At 71.9% G+C, this 18,797-nt stretch carries 24 protein-coding genes and 1 pseudogene; 6 read left to right on the top strand and 19 right to left on the bottom strand.

The features are described from left to right. Positions 1–86: 86 nt before the first annotated feature. The 3 genes from N3K63_RS04380 to N3K63_RS04370 all read right to left on the bottom strand — a co-directional run bounded on the left by N3K63_RS04380 (position 87) and on the right by N3K63_RS04370 (position 2,376). Positions 87–746: an HAD-IA family hydrolase gene (locus N3K63_RS04380; protein ID WP_261578772.1), complete on the bottom strand. Its 660-nt coding sequence runs from the start codon at positions 744–746 to the stop codon at positions 87–89. Positions 747–780: 34 nt separating this feature from the next. After that, on the bottom strand, positions 781–1,332 hold the full coding sequence (gene msrA / locus N3K63_RS04375; RefSeq protein ID WP_261578771.1) for a peptide-methionine (S)-S-oxide reductase MsrA: 552 nt from the start codon (positions 1,330–1,332) through the stop codon (positions 781–783). A gap of 108 nt (positions 1,333–1,440) precedes the next feature. Beyond that, on the bottom strand, positions 1,441–2,376 hold the full coding sequence (locus tag N3K63_RS04370; protein ID WP_261578770.1) for a LysR family transcriptional regulator: 936 nt from the start codon (positions 2,374–2,376) through the stop codon (positions 1,441–1,443). A 72-nt stretch (positions 2,377–2,448) separates the two neighbouring features. Between N3K63_RS04370 and N3K63_RS04365 the strand changes: the two genes are divergently transcribed. Beyond that, a complete protein-coding gene (locus N3K63_RS04365; protein WP_261578769.1) occupies positions 2,449–3,414 on the top strand; it encodes an EamA family transporter in 966 nt (321 codons plus the stop codon). On the opposite strand, the gene N3K63_RS04360 is transcribed toward N3K63_RS04365, so the two are convergent. The 6 genes and pseudogenes from N3K63_RS04360 to N3K63_RS04335 form a co-directional block, all read right to left on the bottom strand. Next, the gene (locus N3K63_RS04360) at positions 3,342–3,728 is read right to left on the bottom strand and encodes a three-helix bundle dimerization domain-containing protein (protein WP_261578768.1); all 387 of its coding nucleotides are present in this window, start codon (positions 3,726–3,728) and stop codon (positions 3,342–3,344) included. The two genes, N3K63_RS04365 and N3K63_RS04360, sit on opposite strands and share 73 nt — an antisense overlap. Positions 3,729–3,790: 62 nt before the next feature. Further along, a complete protein-coding gene (locus tag N3K63_RS04355) occupies positions 3,791–4,459 on the bottom strand; it encodes a hypothetical protein (RefSeq protein ID WP_261578767.1) in 669 nt (222 codons plus the stop codon). Between the two features lie 170 nt (positions 4,460–4,629). Next, a complete protein-coding gene (locus N3K63_RS04350; RefSeq protein WP_261579183.1) occupies positions 4,630–4,845 on the bottom strand; it encodes an HNH endonuclease in 216 nt (71 codons plus the stop codon). A 111-nt stretch (positions 4,846–4,956) separates the two neighbouring features. Further along, a pseudogene (locus N3K63_RS04345) lies at positions 4,957–5,960 on the bottom strand (DUF222 domain-containing protein); the annotation flags it as partial. An 82-nt stretch (positions 5,961–6,042) separates the two neighbouring features. Continuing rightward, positions 6,043–6,825: an alpha/beta fold hydrolase gene (locus N3K63_RS04340; RefSeq protein WP_261578766.1), complete on the bottom strand. Its 783-nt coding sequence runs from the start codon at positions 6,823–6,825 to the stop codon at positions 6,043–6,045. A 91-nt stretch (positions 6,826–6,916) separates the two neighbouring features. Further along, positions 6,917–8,155, bottom strand: a complete 1,239-nt coding sequence (locus tag N3K63_RS04335) for an amidohydrolase (protein ID WP_261578765.1) — start codon at positions 8,153–8,155, stop codon at positions 6,917–6,919. Between the two features lie 93 nt (positions 8,156–8,248). On the opposite strand from N3K63_RS04335, the gene N3K63_RS04330 reads away from it, so the two are divergent. Further along, positions 8,249–8,755, top strand: a complete 507-nt coding sequence (locus N3K63_RS04330; RefSeq protein WP_261578764.1) for an alpha/beta hydrolase — start codon at positions 8,249–8,251, stop codon at positions 8,753–8,755. Positions 8,756–8,779: 24 nt separating this feature from the next. Here the strand turns inward: N3K63_RS04330 and N3K63_RS04325 are convergent, their stop codons facing one another. From N3K63_RS04325 to N3K63_RS04315, 3 genes are read right to left on the bottom strand one after another with little or no spacing between them, the layout of a single operon-like run. Further along, on the bottom strand, positions 8,780–8,998 hold the full coding sequence (locus tag N3K63_RS04325; protein WP_261578763.1) for a KTSC domain-containing protein: 219 nt from the start codon (positions 8,996–8,998) through the stop codon (positions 8,780–8,782). 13 nt (positions 8,999–9,011) lie between these two features. Next, entirely contained in the window at positions 9,012–9,305 is a 294-nt protein-coding gene (locus tag N3K63_RS04320) for a DUF2277 domain-containing protein (protein ID WP_261578762.1), read from the bottom strand. Positions 9,306–9,346: 41 nt separating this feature from the next. After that, a complete protein-coding gene (locus tag N3K63_RS04315; RefSeq protein ID WP_261578761.1) occupies positions 9,347–10,174 on the bottom strand; it encodes a hypothetical protein in 828 nt (275 codons plus the stop codon). Positions 10,175–10,222: 48 nt separating this feature from the next. On the opposite strand from N3K63_RS04315, the gene N3K63_RS04310 reads away from it, so the two are divergent. Then, the gene (locus N3K63_RS04310) at positions 10,223–11,224 is read left to right on the top strand and encodes an NADP-dependent oxidoreductase (RefSeq protein WP_261578760.1); all 1,002 of its coding nucleotides are present in this window, start codon (positions 10,223–10,225) and stop codon (positions 11,222–11,224) included. Positions 11,225–11,272: 48 nt separating this feature from the next. Further along, positions 11,273–11,662: an ester cyclase gene (locus N3K63_RS04305; protein ID WP_261578759.1), complete on the top strand. Its 390-nt coding sequence runs from the start codon at positions 11,273–11,275 to the stop codon at positions 11,660–11,662. A gap of 27 nt (positions 11,663–11,689) precedes the next feature. Here the strand turns inward: N3K63_RS04305 and N3K63_RS04300 are convergent, their stop codons facing one another. The 3 genes from N3K63_RS04300 to dnaB all read right to left on the bottom strand — a co-directional run bounded on the left by N3K63_RS04300 (position 11,690) and on the right by dnaB (position 14,062). Next, positions 11,690–11,917, bottom strand: a complete 228-nt coding sequence (locus N3K63_RS04300; RefSeq protein ID WP_261578758.1) for an RNA-binding S4 domain-containing protein — start codon at positions 11,915–11,917, stop codon at positions 11,690–11,692. A 50-nt stretch (positions 11,918–11,967) separates the two neighbouring features. Continuing rightward, positions 11,968–12,522, bottom strand: a complete 555-nt coding sequence (locus N3K63_RS04295; RefSeq protein ID WP_261578757.1) for a dihydrofolate reductase family protein — start codon at positions 12,520–12,522, stop codon at positions 11,968–11,970. A gap of 166 nt (positions 12,523–12,688) precedes the next feature. After that, positions 12,689–14,062 carry a replicative DNA helicase gene (dnaB, locus tag N3K63_RS04290; protein WP_261578756.1) on the bottom strand — a complete coding sequence of 458 codons (1,374 nt, stop codon included), beginning with the start codon at positions 14,060–14,062 and terminating at the stop codon, positions 12,689–12,691. 476 nt (positions 14,063–14,538) lie between these two features. Here dnaB and N3K63_RS04285 point away from each other — a divergent pair, with 476 nt between their 5' ends. Both N3K63_RS04285 and N3K63_RS04280 read left to right on the top strand, forming a co-directional pair. Then, positions 14,539–15,525 (top strand): hypothetical protein, encoded by a 987-nt coding sequence (locus N3K63_RS04285; protein WP_261578755.1) that lies wholly within the window; start codon positions 14,539–14,541, stop codon positions 15,523–15,525. An 87-nt stretch (positions 15,526–15,612) separates the two neighbouring features. After that, entirely contained in the window at positions 15,613–16,983 is a 1,371-nt protein-coding gene (locus tag N3K63_RS04280) for a chaplin family protein (protein ID WP_261578754.1), read from the top strand. Positions 16,984–17,095: 112 nt separating this feature from the next. Here the strand turns inward: N3K63_RS04280 and rplI are convergent, their stop codons facing one another. From rplI to rpsF, 4 genes are read right to left on the bottom strand one after another with little or no spacing between them, the layout of a single operon-like run. After that, positions 17,096–17,548 carry a 50S ribosomal protein L9 gene (rplI, locus tag N3K63_RS04275; RefSeq protein ID WP_261578753.1) on the bottom strand — a complete coding sequence of 151 codons (453 nt, stop codon included), beginning with the start codon at positions 17,546–17,548 and terminating at the stop codon, positions 17,096–17,098. Between the two features lie 12 nt (positions 17,549–17,560). After that, a complete protein-coding gene (gene rpsR / locus N3K63_RS04270) occupies positions 17,561–17,815 on the bottom strand; it encodes a 30S ribosomal protein S18 (RefSeq protein ID WP_005054609.1) in 255 nt (84 codons plus the stop codon). A gap of 26 nt (positions 17,816–17,841) precedes the next feature. Next, complete coding sequence (locus N3K63_RS04265; protein WP_261578752.1) at positions 17,842–18,366, bottom strand: single-stranded DNA-binding protein; 525 nt, start codon at positions 18,364–18,366, stop codon at positions 17,842–17,844. 5 nt (positions 18,367–18,371) lie between these two features. Then, on the bottom strand, positions 18,372–18,710 hold the full coding sequence (rpsF, locus tag N3K63_RS04260; RefSeq protein WP_036282987.1) for a 30S ribosomal protein S6: 339 nt from the start codon (positions 18,708–18,710) through the stop codon (positions 18,372–18,374). Positions 18,711–18,797: the final 87 nt, after the last annotated feature.

Here is an 18,797-nt window from a genome sequence, read left to right as displayed (position 1 = left end):
CGCGCGCGAACCAGTGTATCGAATCGATTCGGAGCGACGGAAGAGCCGGTGCCGTCGAAATCCCGTCGAAAACGCGCGCGGCGGTGTCAGTCGGCGAAGGTGACGACGAGGCCGATGCCGTCGGGGGCGGCCGAGACCCGGAAGCCGGTCGCGTCGGCGACTGTCCAGGTGGGGTGCGCGGCCGCGGCGGCGGGGCCCACGCCGATCACACGCATGCCGGCGGCGAGGCCCGCGGCGATGCCGTTGGCGGAGTCTTCGGCCACGATGCACGCGGCCGGGTCGACGCCCAGGCGCCGGGCGGCCAGGAGGAACCCCTCGGGGTCGGGCTTGCTGGCCGAGACGTCTTCGGCGGTGATCGCCGGGTCGGGCATGCGCAGGCCCGCCGCGCCCATGCGCGCCGCCGCCAACGGCACCGTGGCCGAGGTCACCAGCGCATGCGGCAGGCCGATGAGGTCGTCCATCAGCGCGGCGGCGCCGGCGATGGCCACGACCCCGTCGGTCTGCGCCGTCTCGGCGGCGAGCAGCTCGCGGTTCTCGGCGAGGTTCTCGGCCGCCGAGCGCTCGGGCAGCAGCAGCGCCATGCTCTCGTGCCCCTGCCGGCCGTGGATGACCGAGAGCGTGCGCTCCGGGTCGATGCCGTGGTCGCGCGACCACTGGGTCCACACCCGCTCCACCACCGCGTGCGAGTCGACGAGGGTGCCGTCCATGTCGAGCAGCAGGGCGGCGGCAGAGGTGGTGGAGGTCATCCCTCCAGGGTAGGCGGGCGGGTGGGCGGTGTGCTCAGCCCTGCGTCGCGCGGTGCGGCAGCACCCAACCGGCCCGCGGGAAGTGGCAGGTGTAGCCGTTGGGGATGCGCAGCAGGTAGTCCTGGTGCTCGGGCTCGGCCTCCCAGAACGGCGCCAGCGGCTCGATCGTCGTCACGGCCGCGCCCGGCCACAGCCCCGACGCGTCGACGTCGGCGATGGTCTCGCGCGCCACCCGCTCCTGCTCGTCGCTGAGCGGGAAGATCGCCGAGCGGTAGCTGGTGCCGATGTCGTTGCCCTGCCGGTTGAGCGTCGACGGGTCGTGGATCTGGAAGAAGAACGCCAGCACGTCGCGGTAGGTGGTCTTCTCGGGGTCGAACACGATCTCGACCGCCTCGGCGTGGCCGGGGTGGTTGCGGTAGGTGGCGTGGTCGTTCTCGCCGCCGGTGTAGCCGACGCGTGTGTCGAGCACGCCGGGCTGACGGCGGATGAGGTCTTCCATCCCCCAGAAGCAGCCGCCCGCGAGGATCGCGGTCTCGGTGCCCTCGGTGCGCGTGATCTGTCCCGCGGGGAGGTTGCCGTGCGTCATGATTCCTTCATCCGTTCTGCCGCGGTCTGCGGCTCATCGGGTACAACAGCCGACACGTCGATTCTGGTCCCGAATCGACGCGGGTGGGGCGCACCCCGGCATCCGGCGTCATGCCGTGCGGTGCGCGGTGACCTGCTGGAGCGCCTCGAGCACGGTCTGCAGGGCGGGCGAATCGGCCTGACTGCGGCGATGCACGGCGGCGATGTCGCGCGTCGAGGCCGGCTGCACGGTGGGGATGGCCACGAGGTCGGGGCCGAGCGGGTCGCGACCCATGCGCGGCACCAGCGCGACCCCGAGCCCGGCGCGCACCAGTTCGACGTGGTTGTGGAACTCCATCGACTCGTGCACGATGCGCGGCGCGCCCCCGACCCCGTCGAACAGGCGCCGCAGCCACTGCCGGCAGATCGTCGAGTCGAAGGTGGCGATCCACGCCTCGTCGGCGAGGTCGGCGGGGGTGAGCTCGGTGCGGCCGGCCAGCGGGTGGTCGGCGCGCAGGATCACGTCTGCCACATCGGTGAACAGGGGGGTGGCGACGAGGTGGTCGGGCATCGCCAGGGCGACCCCGCCCCACCGGTGCACGATGCCGAGGTCGCGCTGACCCGATGCCACCAGCGCGACCGTCTCCCACGGTTCGCTCTCGCGCAGCGGCACGCGCAGCCCGGGGTGCGCGGCGCGCAGCTGCGGCAGCACATCGGTGAGGATGCCGCGCACCGCGGTGGAGAACGCGCCGATGCGCACGTCGCCGGTGATGCGGTGGTCGCCGTCGCCGCCCTGCGTGCGGGCGCCGCCGGCCTGCAGATCGGCCTCGATGCGCTCGAGGTCGGCGAACACGGTCGCCGACGAGGTGACCAGGTGCCGCCCGGCGTCGGTGAGCACGACGCCGCGGCCGGCGCGCTCGAGCAGGGCCACGCGGGTGCCGCGTTCGAGGCGCTTGATCTGCTGCGAGACGGCCGACGGCGTGAAGCCGAGCGCGTCGGCGGCGGCGGCGACGCTGCCGCGGGTGGCGACGGCGCGCAGGGCCACGACGGCTTCCAGATCGATCATGCACGGATGCTACCGAATATCGCGCACAAACGGTCGCTGGTGTTTCCGGGTGGCGGTCGGTTCGATGAGACCATGACTCGACGCGACATGCTGCTGGCGGCACTGGTGGCCGGCCTCTGGGGCTTCAACTTCGTCGTGATCGACTGGGGCATGGCCGGCATCCCGCCGCTGCTGTTCGTCGCGGTGCGCTTCGTCGTCGTCTCGCTGGCGGCGTTCGTGGTGCCGCGGCCGCTGGCCGGCTGGCGCACCGTGGTGGGGGTGGGCCTGTTCATGAGCCTCGGGCAGTTCGCGCTGCTCTACACCTCGATCGCGTGGGGGCTGCAGCCGGGGGTCGCCGCGCTGCTGCTGCAGGCGCAGGCGGTGCTGACGATCGTCGTGGCGGCGCTGGCCCTGCGAGAGCGCCCGACGCGGGCGCAGGCGGCCGGCGTGATCGTGGGCACCCTCGGCCTCGGTGTCGTCGCGCTCGGGCGCGGCGGCGACGCCCCCGCCGTGGCGGTGGTGCTGTGCCTGCTGTCGGCACTGTCGTGGGCGATCGGCAACGTGATCTCGCGGCACGCCGGCGTGGTCGCGCCCGCCCGCCGGTGGGGAGCGCTGTCGCTCACGGTCTGGTCGTCACTGGTGGTGCCGGTGCCGGCGCTCGCGCTGTCGGCCCTCGTCGAAGGACCGGATGCCATCGCGGCGGGCCTGGCGGCATTCGGCTGGCAGGCGGCGCTGTCGACGCTCTACACGGCGGGGCTGTGCACGCTGGTGGGGTATGCGATCTTCAACGGACTGCTGGCGCGCAACCGTTCGGCATCCGTCGTGCCGTGGGTGCTGCTGGCGCCGGTGGTGGCGATGACGTCGGCGGCGCTGCTGCTCGGTCAGATCCCGAACACGTGGGAGACCGTGGGCGGCCTGGTGCTGGTGGCCGGGGTGTTCATCGCCAACGCGCGGGCGAGGGTGCCGGGCGCGGCGGCGGGCGGCGGTCAGATGCTGCCGCCGAGCAGCGGGCCGGCGTCGCTCGAGCGGCGTTCGTCGTCGCCCGAGCGGTCGCGGTAGGGCTCGGGCTCGGTGTCGCCGGCGGCCTGCGCGAGGCGTTCGGCCAGCGGCAGGGGGTCGGCCTCTTCGCGCAGCTTCTCGGTGACGGTGTGCTCCACCACGACGGGGATGTAGTCGCGCACGTGCGCATCGTCGAGGCTGCGCACCTCGTCGTGGACGACGTCTTCGATGTGGCCGTGGTCGAGGGTGGGGAACTTGGTCGCGACCCGGTCGATGACGGCGTCGATCGCGTGGGCCTCCTGCGGCGAACCGGCGCCGGTCGAGGAGGAGGGGGTGGGGGTCTGGGGGTGAGTGCCTGCGTGAGGAGTGCTCATGGGGTCATCGTGCCCGCCGGGCGCCGGTCGCGCGACCCCCTGACGCGGGGCGGCCCCGCCCGCTATCCTGCCGCGGGATCGGCGACGACGAGGGTGAGCGCGACGCCCGACGAGGTGTCGACCTGCACCTCCGCCGACACGAGCGCCCCTTTCACGGGGACGGCGGGGAGGGTGACGGTGGACACTCCGGCGCCGCTGCGCACCTTCTCGCCGACGTCGTCGGTGAGCGCGGTGAGCTGGTCGTCGGTCCAGCCCCAATCGGATGCCATGGCGCGCAGCTGCGCCGACGCTCCGGCCCAGGTGCCGGAGCCGTCGAGCAGCAGCCGCACGGCCGTGACGCGGTCGTCCTGCGTGTCGACGGTGAACGAGGCGACCAGCTCGTGGGCGAAGGCACCGTCGGGGGCGAGCACGATGACGGTGACGGGGGTGAGCGGCGAGAAGTCCTGCGACCCATCGGCGGGCAGGCCGAGCGCGGTGGCGGTGGCGGCGTCGTCGAGCACCTTGACGCGCACGATGCCCTGCCGGGTGAAGTAGTCGATGCCGGCCTGATCGAACCGCGACATGCCGTCGGCGGTCTGCTGGTCGTCGCTGGCGGCCGGGTCGGACTCGGTCCACCACGAGTTCTGCATCGCGATCGCCCCGACGACGAAGCCCGCGCAGATGAGGGCGACGAGCGTGATCGGGATCCACGACAGCAGCGCCTTGCGCCGGCGGCGTTGCGCGAGGCTCACGGCATCCGCCCGGTCAGGTCCATGTCGCGATTATCTCAGGCGCCGTCGGCGGCCCGGTCGGCGGCAGGGGTGGGCAAGGCCGTCAGGCCGTCAGGCCGTCAGGCCGTCAGGCCATCAGGCCATCAGGCCATCAGGCCATCAGGCCATCAGGCCATCAGGCCATCAGGCTGTCAGGCCGTCAGCGCGTACCTTCGCCGGCCGCCGGGGCGCGGGGTGCGGGCGGGGTCGAGCCAGGGCGGTGGGAGGAACCAGACCTGCGCGGCGGTGCCCGGACCGTCGATGCGGATCTCCCACCCGTCGTCGTGCACGCGGTGGTGGCAGGCGGTGCACAGCAGGATGCCGTTGGCGAGGTCGGTGGGTCCACTGTCGCGGCCCCACCAGTCGATGTGGTGGGCGATCGTCCAGGCGGGCGGCGCCCCGCAGAAGGCGCAGCCGCCGTCGCGCTCGGCGAGCGCGAGCCGCTGGGCGGGGGTGAACAGGCGCTTGGCGCGCCCCCAGTCGACGATCTCCGACTGCCCGCCGAGCACGCAGGGGATCACCTGGGTGTCGGCGGCGATCCGCCGCACGAACGCGGCCGGCACCGGCTGGTCGATGCCGTCGACCGTGGCCGACCCGACGCCGGCGACGAGGTCGTCGAGCGCGACGCGCACCACGACGGTGGCTGTCGGCCCCGTCGGCACCGCGTCGCAGCCGAGGCCGTGGCGGGCGAGGTCGCTGAGCGCATCGGCCTGGATCTGCTTGACCGAGCGGTCGTCGCGGTCGGCGTCGGCGGCGTGCTCGTTCGCGCGCAGGGTGTGGGTGACGGCTCGTCGAGGAACGCCTTGATCGGCGCTCCCGTCAGCACGTCCCACTGGCCCGTGAGGCGGATCATGCCGTCGCGCTCGACGACGCTCGCGCCCCTCGTGGCCCGCGCCTCTTCGTGGCGATCGAGCACCCCGTCGGGGTCGAGGTGGGCCTCGGCCCGCGCGAGCACCTTGGCGAGCTCGTCGGTGCGCAGGCCCGGCGCCAGCGTCACGAGCTCGGCCTCCGCCGCGCCCAGCCGTTCGCCGTCGACCCGCACCGCCAGCCGGTCGAGCAGCGTGATGATCGCCGAGGCGGCGGTCATGCCGAGCACCCCGGCGGCGACGGCGGCCGCCACGTGCGGGTGCGGGGCGGGAAGCTGCTCGCCGGTGAGCGACCGGCGCGGCGCGGTGGCCTCGCCGACCTGCACCATGCGCAGCGCCTCGCCCGTCGTCGACCCCGCGGTGGTCGAGATCATCGACACCGGGTTGCGGAACCCCTGCGTGCGCGCGAGCGAGTCTCTGCCGAGCTCGGCCCGGGACTGCCGCGAGATCTCGACCGCAACCGGCGCGAAGGCCGCGTCGACCCGTCGGCGGAGCGCACCGAACGCGGCGTTGACCGCGACGAGCTCACCGGGCGTCAGCGACGCGGGAGCCCGTGTGCCGCCCGCGGCGGCGAGCGCCTCGAGGGCTTCGGTGACGCTCGCCAGCAGGTTCGACATGCTCAGAGGTGAGAACATACCTCCGACACTCGGCGGAGTTCTCCACCGCCCGAACGTGCGCCGAGGCCCGGCCGAACGCGCGTCAGTCCCAGTCGAGGTAGTCCTCGATGATCGCGGCGGTCTCGCCGGGGTGGGTCGCCGGAAACAGGTGTCCGCCGCCGGGCACGAGTGTCGTGGTCACCAGGTGCGGTGCGCCGGCCTGCAGGGCCTCGCCGTTGGCGGGCGGCGTGACGCGGTCGTCGTCGCCCTGGATGATGAGCACCGGCGTGCTCTGCTCGAGCACCGCCCACTCGGCATCCGGCGTCGCCGACTGCGCGGCCAGCTGCACGTGCGCCGCCTCGAGGTCGCGCGCCTGACGGAGGATGTTCCATGTCGCCTGGGCATCCGCGCCCTCGCCGGCCAGGGCCGGGATCGCCGCGAGGATGTCGGCGTCGGCGGCATCCGAGAACACCGTCTCGAGCGCCTGCGCGGCCTCGGCCGTGGCGGGCTCCGGCCCGTCGGCGGCCAGCATGAGCACCCCGTTGACCCGGTCGTGGTGGTCGAGGGCGACGGTGCGGGCGACGGCCGTGCCGAACGCGTGTCCGCCGATCCAGGCGTCGGGCAGGGCGATGTGGTCCATCACGTCGATGACGTCCTGCGCGAGGTCGTGCATGGTCACCGCCGCGCCGGCGACGGGCCGGCGCGAGCCGATGCGCGCGACGCGGAAGTCCTCTTCGACCAGCACGCTGGCGAGGGTGCCGAGGTAGGTGACGTTCAGCCGTGCGCCGGGGATGAGCACGAGCGCGGGGCCCTGCCCCTCGTCGACGTAGGGGATGGCGCGGCCTTCGGGCTCGAAGATGCGGATCGGGCTCGGTGTCGCAGTCATGGGTCTCTCTCGCGCAGGGGAATCGTCAGGTATCAGGGTCCGACAGGCCGGGCGGTCGGTGCAAGTCGCGCGCCGCCGCCCGGTGCGACGTTCAGGCCGTCCAGGAGGTGCGACCGAAGCGGTCCCACCGCTCCACGACCGCCGGCGACCCGGCATCCGCGGTGGGCACGTACACGGGACGACCCTCGATGTAGACGCGCTCGACGTGCGAGTCGACGGCGAGCGGATCGCCCGACCACACGACGATGTCGCCGTCGCGGCCGGCTTCGAGCGCGCCGACGCGCTCGTGCAGGCGCAGGATCTCGGCGGGGTTGGTGGTGAGCGCCTCGAGCGCGGTCTCGGCCGGCAGCCCCTCGCGCACGGCGAGGATTGCCTGCAGGCGGATCTGCTCGATCGGCACGACGGGGTGGTCGGTGGTGATCGCCACCTTCACGCCGGCGGCGGCGATGAGGGCGAGGTTGCCGATGGCGCGGTCGCGCAGCTCGACCTTGGACCGCGAGGTGAGCAGCGGCCCGAAGATCACCGGGATCTGCTTCTCGGCGAGCACGTCGGCGATCTTGTGCGCCTCGGTGCCGTGGTTGACGACCAGCGTGTAGCCGAACTCCTCGGCCAGCCGCACGGCCGTGGCGATGTCGTCGTGGCGGTGGCAGTGCTGATCCCACAAGAGGTCGCCCGACAGCACCGCCGCCAGCGTCTCCTTGCCCAGGTGGCGCTCGAACGGCTCGTCCTTCTGGGCGGCCGCGGCGCGCTTGTCGGCGTAGTTCTGGGCGGCGACGAACGCGTCGCGCAGCACGGATGCCACGCCCAGACGCGTCGAGGGCGTCTGCTTCTTGTCGCCGTAGACCCGCTTCGGGTTCTCGCCGAGCGCCGACTTCACCGACACGTCGTGGGCGAGCACCTGCTCGTCGACGGTGCGGCCGCCCCAGGTCTTCAGGGCGACGGTGCGCCCGCCGATCGGGTTGCCGGAGCCGGGCTTGATGACCGCGGTGGTCACGCCGCCGCGCAGCGCGTCGCGGAAGCCGACCTCTTCGATGTCGATGCCGTCGAGCGCGCGGAAGCGCGACCCGTCGGGGTCGGTCATCTCGTTGGTGTCGTTGCCCGACCAGCCCTCGCCGTCCTCGTGCACGCCGAGGTGGCCGTGCGACTCGACGAAGCCGGGCACGACCCAGCGCCCGGTCGCGTCGACGATCTCGGCGCCGTCGGGGATCGCGGTGTCGGCGCCGCCGACGGCGGTGATGACGCCATCGGTGACGATCACCGTGCCACCGGGGATCGGGTCGGAGCTGACGGGGACGACGTGGCCGCCGGTGACGGCGAGGATGCGAGACATGCTTCCACCGTACGCGCGGCAGTACGCGCGTCCGGTCGCGGGGCGCGCCGCACCCCCGTTGACCGGGCGGGAGGCGCGCGGGAGGATCTGGCCATGGCGCTCCTGTTCTTCCACGGCGCCGGCGGGTACGACGACGATCTGCCCCTCGCATCGGGCATCGCCGCAGCCCTCGGCACCGAGCTCATCTACCCGGCACTGCCCACCGACGACTGGGGCTACGAGGACTGGGCGGCGCCGATCCGGCGGCGCGTGGATGCCGTCGCGCCGGACGACCTCGTCGTGGCGCACTCGTTCGGGGCGTCGGTGCTGCTGCGCGTGCTGGCCGAGCGACCCCGCACGCACCCCGCGCGCGCCGTGCTGCTGGCGATGCCGGAGTGGAGCGAGGCCGGCTGGGACGTCGCCGACTACGCCTTCCGCGGCCCGGAGCCGGCCACGACGCTGTCGCTGCACCACTGCCGCGACGACGACGTGGTGCCCTTCGAGCACATCGCCCGCAACGCGGCGCTGCTGCCGTCGGCCACGCGGCACGAGCACGCCGTCGGCGGCCACCAGTTCGACGGCCTCGCCGCCGTGATCGCCGTCGACGTCGCCCCCGCCTGAGGCCGGGGCGTCGCGGGCCGCCGTTCAGTGGTCGTACTGCTGGCGGGTGGGATAGCGGTCGCTGATGTGCCGGTTGAAGTACGCGCCGGGGCTCTCGGCCTCGGTCAGCGCCCGGTGCGCCGACGGAGGCACCGCGTAGTAGCGGTAGACGTCTCCGCTGGTGAACTCGATCTCGAGCACGGCGGTCTCGGCGTCGTACCCGACGCTGCGCACCACCGACGAGGTGAGCGGATGCCGTCGCATCACTGCCCCGCCGTCACGACGCCGTGCGGATGCGCACCTCGCGCTCCATGCGCTTCTCGTGCCGCTCGCGCCCCTTGATCGCCTCGAGCTCGCGGCGCTTGGGCGGGGCGTGGGTGACGAGGTCGTCGAGGAGGCGCCGTGTCGCGGCGGCGATCTCGTCGATCGCCCGCTCGAACGGCTCGGCGTTCGCGCGGGAGGGATGGGTCGACCCGCTCACCTTGCGGACGAACTGCAGCGCGGCCTCGCGCACCTCGTCGTCGGTGGTCGGCGGCTCGAAGTTGTGGAGAACGCGGATGTTCCGGCACATGCGGCGAGAGTAGCCCACCGCATGTGCCGGTGTCCCGCCCCTTACTGGTGACGCATGGCCGCCTGCAGCCACTCCTCGGGGTCGAGCAGGTGGCTGTGGTCGTCGAGGCCGAGGTCGATCTGCGCCCAGTGGATCGTGCCGGTGAACTCGGCGCCCCACTGCTTGTACCCCTCGTAGGCGGGCATGCCGGTGTCGCGGCCGACGTCGAGTCCCTCGTCGAACGAGAAGTACATCGGGTGGGTCCGCTCGACCTCCGCGGTGCCCGCGGCGACGCCGTCGACGTAGAGCGTGACGGTGCCGCCGCGACCGATGCCGCCGCCGGCATATGCGAACTCGGCGCGCACCTGATGGACGCCGGAGCCGACGGCATCCGTCGACAACGCCGTGCTGCGCAGCAGCCCGCAGTAGTTGTAGTGGAAGCCGACCTTGCCGTCTTCGCCGAAGAACGACCAGCCGCCGGTGCGACCGCCCTGGGCGACGATCGCGCCCTCGAGCGTGCCGTCGTCGGGCACCACGATCTCGGCGGTGACCGACCACGAGCGGTTCTTCACGTTGATCGCGACGTTCTCGTTGAGGCGGGTCATGCCGGGGTAGAGGCGCAACGTGTCGCCCTGCACGATCGTCGGTCGACCGGCGAACTCAGGGTTCATGCGCTGGGCGGCACGGTCGTCGAGCGGGATGACGTTGTAGCGCGTCGCCTCGATGAGGAACAGCTGCTGCAGCTCGGCGAGCTTGGCGGGGTTCTCCTTGGCGAGGTTGTTCGACTGCGTCCAGTCCACGGTGGTGTCGTACAGCTCCCACACGTCGTCGGAGAAGTCGGGGGCGGCCGAGACGACGTCCCACGGGCCCGACCCGCACCGCGCGAGCACCGATCGGCCGCGGCCCGCGCCCCTTGGCCCGGCGCGTAGGGTGGCGACATGGTCACGACCCGCCAGGTACGTCTCGCCCAGCGTCCGACAGGACTTCCCGATGCCGACACGTGGTCGGTGACAACCGACGAGCTGCCCGCTCCGGGCGACGGCTGGTTCGTCGTCGCCGTCGACCACATCTCCCTCGACCCGGCGATGCGCGGCTGGCTCGACGATGTGCCGTCGTACCTGCCTCCGGTGCAGCTGGGCGCCGTCATGCGCGCGCAGGGCACCGGCACGGTCACCGACTCCCGGCATCCGGACTTCCCGGTCGGCGCCGCCGTCACCGGCACCTTCGGGGTCACCGAGTATGCGCTCAGCGACGGCACCGGGGTGCGCCGCATCGACACCGACGTCGCCGGGGCGGCCACGTGGCTCGGGGCGCTCGGCATGACCGGGCTCACCGCGTACCACGGCCTCTACGAGGTCGGCGCGCTGTCTGCGGGCGACACCGTGGTCATCTCCGCCGCCGCGGGGGCGGTGGGAAGCGTCGCCGGCCAGATCGCCCGCGCAGCCGGAGCGACCGTGATCGGCATCGCCGGCGGGCCCGAGAAGTGCGCGTGGTTGCGCGAGCTCGGCTTCGACCACGCCATCGACTACAAGAACGAGAACGTGCTGCGGCGGCTGCGCGAGCTCGCCCCGGGCGGCATCGACATCTACTTCGACAACGTCGGCGGCGAGATCCTCGACGCGGCGCTGGCCAACCTGCGGCGCGGTGCGCGGGTGGTGCTGTGCGGGGCGATCGCGTCGTACAACGACCAGGCGCCGCCTCCCGGCCCGCGGCGGTACATGAGCCTGCTGGTCAACCGCGCGCGCATGCAGGGCTTCTTGGTGTTCGACTACCCCGAGAAGGATGCCGCCGCCCTCGAGGCGCTGGCGGGACTGGCCGCCGACGGGCGTCTGATCGCGCGCGAGACCGTCGTCGACGGCGCGGTCGACGACTTCGGCCCGACCCTGTTGCGGCTGTTCCGCGGCGAGAACACCGGAAAGCTGGTGCTGCGCATCGCGTGAGCCACGCCGACGGGGCCACCCCTTCGCGCCTCTGGCGAGAATGGAGGGATGGAGCCGTGGGAGATGCACGCCTGGTACGCCGACTTCCTCGAGGCGTGCAACCGGCGCGACTTCGCGGCGATCCGCGAGTTCATCGACCCGGCGGTACGCCGTGCGCACCTCCCCGGCGGGGCGGATGCCTGGATCTCCGACCTCGACGACCTGTTCCGCGCGTTTCCCGACTGGCAGTGGCGTCGCATCCAGCTGATCGTCGAAGATGACCGCATCGCCGCCCACCTGCGCGCGAGCGCCACGCACCTCGGCGCCTTCCGCGGTGTCGCACCCACCCGGCGCCACGTCAACGTCGCCGAGTTCACGATGTACCGGGTGGCGAAGGGACGCATCGTCGAGTCCTCGGGAACCGGGCCCCACGAACTGCTCGCCCAGCTGACCGGCTGAGGCGGGGGAGCGGGAGCCGCGCCGGCCTTACGGGCAGACGCGAACGCTGCGCCCGTCGAACGTGACGATGTCACCGACCTGCAGCTGCCGGCCCCGGCGGCGGTCGACTTCGCCGTTCACCGAGACGAAGCCGTCGATGATGGCTTCTTTCACGTCGCCGCCGGAGTCGAGAATGCCCGCGAACTTGAGGAACTGACCGAGGCGGATGCCCTCGCCGCCGATCGGGACGTCATCGATCGCAGCCGGGTTCGTCATGCCGGAATGCTAGCCGACGCCGCGGCATCCGCAGGTCGGGTGGGGGTGGGTCAGGCGCGCAGCGGCCGGAAGCGCAGGCCCACTTCGATGCGTCCGGAGTCGCCGTTCACGAGGGTGAGCGGGATCGGCGATCCGCCGGGGTTGTCATAGAGGCGGATGCCGTCGCCCAGCAGCACCGGGGCGATGTGGATGTCGATCTCATCGAGCAGGCCGCGTTCGAGCAGCTGCGCGCCGATCGTGGGCGAGAGCACTTCGACGTTCTTCCCGTCTGCCGCTTCGAGCGCGATCCGCACGGCCTCGGCGACGTCGCAGTCGAGGAAGGTGACGCCGGGCGAGGGCGCGGCGTCGCCCGGATGATGCGTGAGCACGAACGTCGCGCCGCTCCAGCGCCCGCCGTAGGTCATGCTCGCGTCGGGGAACGCATCCCAGCCGTCACGTCCGCCGAGCACCGCGCCCGTGGTCGCCACATAGTCGGCGACCACGTCACGCTCGCCCTCTTCGAGCCCCTGCATCCAGTCCATCGAATGCCCGGGGCCGGCGACGAAACCGTCGAGAGACATCGTGAAGTGCCACAGCACCTTGCCCGCCGCCGTCTGCGGCTCCATCTCATCCGTCGGCTCAGCGTAGGCGCGGCGGCTCGGGTGGGACAGGGGCCGCGTGCTCGGCATCTGAGGCGGGGTGAGGCGCGCCTCTGTCGAGATCGCACGGGACAGCCTGCGGGTCTTCGGTGAGCATCGGCCGCCGATCGCAGCTGCCATCGCCCGGCGAGACCTACCCGAAGTCCCCCGGCGCCATGTCGGTGAAGCGGGAGAAGTGGCCCTGGAAGGCGACGGTGATCGTGTCGGTCGGACCGTTACGGTGCTTGGCGACGATCAGGTCGGCCTCGCCGGCGCGCGGGCTGTCTTTCTCGTAGGCGGCCTCACGGTGCAGCAGGATCACCATGTCGGCATCCTGCTCGATCGATCCCGACTCACGCAGGTCGCTGATCGCGGGCTTCTTGTCGGCGCGCTGCTCGGCGCCACGGTTCAGCTGCGACAGCGCGATCACGGGCACCTGCAGCTCCTTGGCGAGCAGCTTGAGCGCGCGCGAGAACTCGGAGACCTCCTGCTGACGGCTCTCGACGCGCTTGCCGCTGGTCATGAGCTGCAGGTAGTCGATGACCACCAGCTGCAGCCCGACGCGCTGCTTGAGCTTGCGGCACTTCGCGCGGATCTCGACGAGCGTCATGTTGGGCGAGTCGTCGATGTAGAGGGGCGCGTCGTTGATGCGGCCGCGCGTGGAGGCGATGGTGGTCCAGTCGCGGTTGTCGAGCATGCCCTTTCGCATCGACTGCAGCGGCACCGCACCCTCGGCGCTCATGAGGCGCATCGCGATCTCGCTCTTGCCCATTTCGAGCGAGAAGAAGATGGTCGGCTTGTTGGCCTTGATCGCCGCCGAGCGTGCGAAGTCGAGCGCCAGCGTGGACTTACCCATGGCGGGGCGCGCGGCGACGACGATCATCTGACCGGGATGCAGACCGTTGGTGAGCGCGTCGAGCCCGGCGAAGCCGGTGGGGATGCCGGTCATCTGCCCGTCGCGGCCGCGGGCGGCCTCGATCTCGTCGACGGCCGCGTCGACGGCGACCTGCAGCGGCACGTAGTCTTCGGCCTGCTCGGCGCCGGTGACCGAGTAGATCTCGGCCTGCGCGTTGTTGACCAGGTCGAGCGCCTCGCCCTGGCCGTTGTACCCCATCTGCACGATGCGGGTGCCGGCCTCGACGAGGCGGCGCAGCAGCGCACGCTCGCGCACGATCGACGCGTAGTAGGCGGAGTTGGCCGCGGTGGGCACGATCGAGGTGAGCGAGTGCAGGTAGTCGGCGCCGCCCGAACGCTGCAGGTCGCCGGTCTTGATGAGCTCGTCGGTGACGGCGACCACATCGGTGGGCTCGCCGTGGGAGTAGAGGCTGAGGATGGCCTCGAAGATCAGCTCGTGCTTGGGCACATAGAAGTCGGTGCCGCGCAGCGCCTCCACGACGTCGGCGACGGCGTCGGGCGAGAGCAGCATGCCGCCGAGCGTGCTCTGCTCGGCGAGCAGGTCGTGCGGCGGGATGCGCTGGTTGTCGCGGGGTGCGCCGAGCCGCTCCTCGGAGATATCCGCGATCGACATGCAGCCTCTTTCCACCGGTACGGTCCAGCCGGGGGTTCCGGACCTCAGCACACGCTAGGGATGGCCTCCGACAGTCGCAAACCGCCCTGTGGATAACTTTGTGGAGAAGATGCGGGAAACGCCGGTGAGGCTGTGCACAAAGGGTGTGGAGAACCGCCGACGTCGGGCGAGTTTCGCGTCTCGTTAACCATCCTGACCGGGGTTTTCAGTTTTCACACCCTGTGGATGTGGAATGGGATTGAAGTGGCACTTGAAGGTTCGGGCTTCCGCCGCGAACTGGGGACAACCATGGGGATAGGTGCCCTCGCTGTCAAGTCGGGAAACATCGCCGGTGAACGGCTTTTTCCCGGCCGTGCGCGCGAAACCTCTAGACAGCGCCCGGGGCCGCGAGTAACGTCAGCGCTCACCAGGCACCTTGAGATGTCGGACCCCCGGCCGGCATCGGACTCTTCGTCGTGGAGGTGAACGTGGACGGGATGACACTCCGGTCGTATCGCAGAGGCGCGATGCTCGCCGCCGTGGGCGTCGGTGCTGCGTTCCTCTGGATGCTGCTGTCGATCCTCATCGGTCCGACCGCCGCCCACGCAGACGACGACGATCGTCCCCTCGGCTCCCTGCTGGATGCCGTCGGCGAGGTGCTCACGCCGGTCACCGACACCGTGGGTGCGGTGCTCACCCCCGTCACCACGACAGTGAGCGAGGTCGTCGCCCCCATCACGACCCCGATCGTCGAACCGGTCGGCGAGGTCGTCACCCCCGTTCTCGAACCCCTCGCCCCGGTGATCGCGCCCGTGGCAGAGGTCGTCGCCCCCGTCGTCGCTGCCACCGAGCCGGTGCTCGAGGTGGTCGAGCCCGTCGTCGACGCGGCCGCACCCGTGCTCGGCCCCGTGATCGACGTCGTCACCGACGCCACGGCGCCCCTCGCCCCGGTGCTGGCGCCGGTGCTCGAGACCCTCGACCCCGTCGTGGGCGCCCTCACGCCGGTGCTCGACGAGGTCGCCGCGCTGCCTGTCGTCGATCGCCTGGTGCCGCCCCTGCAGGGCGCCGGTCTCCCGCTCCCCGGCGACGCCGACGGCCCCGCGACCGCGGCGAGCCTCCCCGTGATCGCGGCGCGAGCCACGGCATCCGCGCCCGTCGCCGGACAGCCGCCGGCGGAACCGGTGCTGGTCTTCGCGCCCGCGCTGTCGGCGACCGCCGCGACCCTCGCGACCGTCGTGCTGCCCATGGGGCCGACGGATGCCGTCGCGCCCGCGGGCTCGACGTCTCCCCCGATGGGACTCCTGGCCCCCCTGGGCTCTGCGACATCGCTCTTCGCCACGTCCGCCGGATGGGGCCTCGGCCTCAGTGCGCTGCTCGCCTTCGGACTGCTCGCCGCACACCGTGCCTGGGTGCTGCGACGCCGTCCACGGGATGAGTGGGCGCTGCCCGCACCCGTCCTCGCCACCGACGTCTCCCCCGACTGACCGGGGATGCGGCCGCCTCTGCGCGGCATGCATCGTCGGCGTGCGCCCGCACGCCGTCCCACACATCAGTTCGAGGAGAAGAACATCATGAACACCATCGTCAAGCGCGCCCTGTGGGGCACGCTCCTGGCCGGAGGACTCACGTTCTTCGGCGCGACGGTCGCCCAGGCGGCCGACGCAGACACCTCGGGAGAGGACGGGCTGCTCTCGGGCACCCAGGCCCTCATCTCGCTCGACGTGCCCGTCACCGTTGCCGGCAACGGCATCTCGCTGCTGGGCGACGCCGGTTCGTCGGATGCCGCGACCACCGCGCCCGCGGCGGCCACGACGCCCACCGCCCCGTCGACTGACGGCGCGGACGGCACCGGGTCGGGCACCCAGGCCCTCGTCGAGGTGAGCCTGCCGATCACCGTGGGCGGTAACGGCATCTCGCTGCTCGGCGACGCCCAGAGCAGCGATGCCCAGACGGCCCCGGCTGCAGCGCCCGCTCCGGCGGCGCCCGCCGCCCCGTCGACCGACGGCACCGACGGCACCGCCTCGGGCACTCAGGCGGTCGTCGATGCGGCCGTGCCGATCACCGTGGGCGGCAACGCCATCTCGGTGCTCGGCGACGCCGAGACCACGGATGCCGGGACGGCCGCACCCACGACGGGCACCGGTACGGCCGGTACCGGTGGAGCTACCACCGACGGGACCGACGGCGTGGCCGGCGGCAGCCAGGTGCTGGCACCGGTCACCGCCCCCGTGACCGTGGGCGGCAATGCCATCTCGGTGCTCGGCGACGCCGAGAGCACGAATGCCGGCACCACCGCACCCACCACGGGCACCGGCACGGCCGGTACCGGAGCCACCACCGACGGGACCGACGGCGTGGCCGGCGGCACCCAGGTGCAAGCACCCGTTGCCGCCCCCGTCACCGTCGGCGGCAACGCCATCTCCGTGCTCGGTGACGCCGAGACCACGGATTCCAGCACCACCGCACCCACCACGGGTACCGGTACGACCGGCACCGGCGGAGCCACCACCGACGGGACCGACGGCATCCTCGGCGGGACCCAGGTGGCGCTGCCTGTCACCGCGCCGATCACCCTCGGCGGCAACGCCATCTCGGTGACCGGCGACGCCACCACCGGCGGCGCGACGACCCCGACCGTTCCGACGGCGCCGGTCGACCCCGTCGACCCCGTCGACCCCGTGGACCCGGTCGACCCGGTCGACCCGACGGATCCGGGCACCACGCCCGGCACCGTGACGCCCACCATCCCCGGCACGGGCACCACGGGCACCACGGGCACCGCAACCGCCTCATCGACCGCTGTGGTCGGGATGGCCGCGGCCACCTCGGTGACCGCCCTCGCCGAGACCGGCGGGAGCACCGGCATCCTGCCGTCGCTGGCGGCGCTCACGCTGGTGCTGGGGGTGATCCTCGCCACCCGCCGTCGGAACCGCATCGCGTGACCCGGACGCCCGTGTGGGGGCGCCAACGCCTGGCGCGCCCCCGCACGACGACCCCGGAAACGACGGATGCCGTGACCCCCGAAAGGGCCACGGCATCCGTCGTGCGTCGCGATTACTTCGCGGCGACCACCTGCAGGGTGATCACGGCGGTGAGGTCGTCGCGGAGGCGAACGGTCGCCTCGTGCTCGCCCACGGCCTTGATCGGCGCGGTGATGTGGATCTTGCGCTTGTCGAGCTCGCCCAGACCGGCGGCCTTGACGGCGTCGGCCACGTCGGCGGTCTTGACGGCGCCGAAGAGGCGACCTTCCTTACCGGCCTTGACGGAGAGCTTGACCTTGGTCGCCTCGAGGGCGTCCTTGAGGGCCACGGCCTCTTCGTGCACGTGGATCGCGCGCGCGTCGCGGGCGGCGCGGATCGACGCCACCTGCTTCTCGCCACCGCGGGTCCATGCGACCGCGAAGCCCTGGGGGATGAGGTAGTTACGGGCGTACCCGTTCTTGACCTCGATGACGTCGCCGGCGCTTCCGAGCCCGGCAACCTCGTTCGTGAGAATCAGCTTTGCCATGATCGGTACCCCTTAGCGGCCAGCGCCGGCGTAAGGCAGGAGCGCCATTTCGCGCGCGTTCTTGATCGCCTTGGCGATCAGACGCTGCTCCTGCACCGAGACACCGGTGATACGACGGGCGCGGATCTTCCCGCGCTCCGAGATGAACTTGCGGAGGGTTGCGACGTCCTTGTAGTCGATGACGCCGACGCGGATCGCCTTCGCGGGAGCGGCGTTCTTCGCGCCCTTCCGCGGCTTGCGGCGATCGCCGGTAGCCTTTCCAGCCATTGGTCTTCCTTAAAAGTTGTGAGAAATCAGAACGGGGTGTCGTCGCCGTAGGCGCCGGGGGCGCTCCAGGCGTCGGGGGCCGCCGAGCCGGGGGTCGCCCACGGCTCGTCCTGCTGAACCTGCTGCTGCGGACGGGCCTGCTGGCCACCACCGCCGCCGCCGTAGTTACCGCCGCCACCGCCGGACGAGGCCGCGCGCGTGACCTGAGCGGTCGCGTAGCGCAGCGAGGGGCCGATCTCGTCGACCTCCAGCTCGATCGAGGTGCGGTTGTTTCCTTCGCGGTCCTGGTAGGAGCGCTGCTTCAGGCGACCGGTCGCGATGACACGGGAGCCCTTCGTCAGCGAACCGGCCACGTGCTCGGCGAACTCACGCCACACCGATGCGCGAAGGAACAGGGCCTCGCCGTCCTTCCACTCGTTCGCCTGACGGTCGAACGTGCGGGGGGTCGACGCGATGGTGAAGTTCGCGACGGGCAGGCCGTTCTGCGTGTAACGCAGCTCGGGGTCTGCCGTGAGGTTGCCCACGACGGTGATGACGGTCTCGCCGGCCATCGTCGTTACGCCTTCGCAGCCTTGCGGGCAGCCTTGGCCTCAGCGCGCTCCTTCTCGGCGGCGACCTGAGCGATCGCCTCCTCGGCGCGGAGGACCTTGGTACGCATGATCTGCTCGTTCAGCTTCAGCTGACGGTCGAGCTCCTGCGTGGCCTCGCTCGTGGCGGTGAAGTTGACGACGGCGTAGATGCCCTCGTTCTTCTTCTGGATCTCGTACGCGAGACGGCGCTTGCCCCACACGTCGACGTTCTCGATCGAGCCACCATCAGCGGTGATGACCTTCAGAAAACCGTCGAGCTTGGGAGCGACCTGGCGCTCGTCGATCTCGGGGTCGAGGATGACCATGAGCTCGTACTGGTGCGAGTGCGTCACTAACCCACCTCCTTCGGACTAGAACGGATGCCGGGCGGTTCCCGGCACCAGGAGGGTTGA

Source organism: Microbacterium festucae (assembly GCF_025421715.1).
Lineage (GTDB): Bacteria > Actinomycetota > Actinomycetes > Actinomycetales > Microbacteriaceae > Microbacterium > Microbacterium festucae.
This window is presented reverse-complemented; position numbering and strand designations above follow the sequence as displayed.

What these genes read in the sequence shown, in the direction of transcription:
- N3K63_RS04365 (WP_261578769.1), top strand. Translation starts at nt 2,449, where the DNA reads ATGACTCGACGCGACATGCTGCTGGCGGCACTGGTGGCCGGCCTCTGG.
- rpsR (WP_005054609.1), bottom strand. Translation starts at nt 17,815, where the DNA reads ATGGCTGGAAAGGCTACCGGCGATCGCCGCAAGCCGCGGAAGGGCGCG.
- N3K63_RS04305 (WP_261578759.1), top strand. Translation starts at nt 11,273, where the DNA reads ATGGAGCCGTGGGAGATGCACGCCTGGTACGCCGACTTCCTCGAGGCG.
- msrA (WP_261578771.1), bottom strand. Translation starts at nt 1,332, where the DNA reads ATGACGCACGGCAACCTCCCCGCGGGACAGATCACGCGCACCGAGGGC.
- N3K63_RS04330 (WP_261578764.1), top strand. Translation starts at nt 8,249, where the DNA reads ATGGCGCTCCTGTTCTTCCACGGCGCCGGCGGGTACGACGACGATCTG.
- N3K63_RS04340 (WP_261578766.1), bottom strand. Translation starts at nt 6,825, where the DNA reads ATGACTGCGACACCGAGCCCGATCCGCATCTTCGAGCCCGAAGGCCGC.
- N3K63_RS04370 (WP_261578770.1), bottom strand. Translation starts at nt 2,376, where the DNA reads ATGATCGATCTGGAAGCCGTCGTGGCCCTGCGCGCCGTCGCCACCCGC.
- N3K63_RS04265 (WP_261578752.1), bottom strand. Translation starts at nt 18,366, where the DNA reads ATGGCCGGCGAGACCGTCATCACCGTCGTGGGCAACCTCACGGCAGAC.
- N3K63_RS04295 (WP_261578757.1), bottom strand. Translation starts at nt 12,522, where the DNA reads ATGGAGCCGCAGACGGCGGCGGGCAAGGTGCTGTGGCACTTCACGATG.
- N3K63_RS04360 (WP_261578768.1), bottom strand. Translation starts at nt 3,728, where the DNA reads ATGAGCACTCCTCACGCAGGCACTCACCCCCAGACCCCCACCCCCTCC.
- N3K63_RS04310 (WP_261578760.1), top strand. Translation starts at nt 10,223, where the DNA reads ATGGTCACGACCCGCCAGGTACGTCTCGCCCAGCGTCCGACAGGACTT.
- N3K63_RS04300 (WP_261578758.1), bottom strand. Translation starts at nt 11,917, where the DNA reads ATGACGAACCCGGCTGCGATCGATGACGTCCCGATCGGCGGCGAGGGC.
- N3K63_RS04335 (WP_261578765.1), bottom strand. Translation starts at nt 8,155, where the DNA reads ATGTCTCGCATCCTCGCCGTCACCGGCGGCCACGTCGTCCCCGTCAGC.
- N3K63_RS04380 (WP_261578772.1), bottom strand. Translation starts at nt 746, where the DNA reads ATGACCTCCACCACCTCTGCCGCCGCCCTGCTGCTCGACATGGACGGC.
- rplI (WP_261578753.1), bottom strand. Translation starts at nt 17,548, where the DNA reads ATGGCAAAGCTGATTCTCACGAACGAGGTTGCCGGGCTCGGAAGCGCC.
- N3K63_RS04280 (WP_261578754.1), top strand. Translation starts at nt 15,613, where the DNA reads ATGAACACCATCGTCAAGCGCGCCCTGTGGGGCACGCTCCTGGCCGGA.
- rpsF (WP_036282987.1), bottom strand. Translation starts at nt 18,710, where the DNA reads ATGGTCATCCTCGACCCCGAGATCGACGAGCGCCAGGTCGCTCCCAAG.
- dnaB (WP_261578756.1), bottom strand. Translation starts at nt 14,062, where the DNA reads ATGTCGATCGCGGATATCTCCGAGGAGCGGCTCGGCGCACCCCGCGAC.
- N3K63_RS04325 (WP_261578763.1), bottom strand. Translation starts at nt 8,998, where the DNA reads ATGCGACGGCATCCGCTCACCTCGTCGGTGGTGCGCAGCGTCGGGTAC.
- N3K63_RS04320 (WP_261578762.1), bottom strand. Translation starts at nt 9,305, where the DNA reads ATGTGCCGGAACATCCGCGTTCTCCACAACTTCGAGCCGCCGACCACC.
- N3K63_RS04285 (WP_261578755.1), top strand. Translation starts at nt 14,539, where the DNA reads ATGACACTCCGGTCGTATCGCAGAGGCGCGATGCTCGCCGCCGTGGGC.